This is a genomic window from Rhodoplanes roseus (genome assembly GCF_003258865.1).
In the GTDB taxonomy this organism is placed as follows: Bacteria; Pseudomonadota; Alphaproteobacteria; order Rhizobiales; family Xanthobacteraceae; genus Rhodoplanes; species Rhodoplanes roseus.
Window position 1 is genome coordinate 1 of record NZ_NPEX01000825.1, and the last position, 271, is coordinate 271.

The 271-nt window shown below is 72.7% G+C and carries 1 protein-coding gene; it reads left to right on the top strand.

Annotated features, from left to right (window positions below; genetic code table 11):
- Positions 1-271, top strand: a 271-nt coding sequence (locus tag CH341_RS34915) for a hypothetical protein (RefSeq protein WP_210208734.1), incomplete at both ends; no start/stop codon positions are given.

The window sequence follows — 271 nt, forward strand, 5'->3', positions numbered from 1 at the left end:
CGCAACGGCGGAAGGCGCGCAGACGGCCAAGGGCGGCGGCGAACAGGCCGCCGAGACCTCGCGCCATCAGGAAAGCCGCGATCTCGATGAGAACGCCGCTCAGCAGCAGGGGCAGGCGCAGCAACAGGCTCAGAACCAGCAGCCGGCCGAGGGTCAGCAGCAGGCGCAGGCGCCTGCCGGGAATCAGGAGCCGCCGAGCCCCACGGTCGCCATGATCGCCGATGCCTCGCCGGAGGCTGGCGAGAAGGTCGCCGCGCAGTGCCGCGCCTGC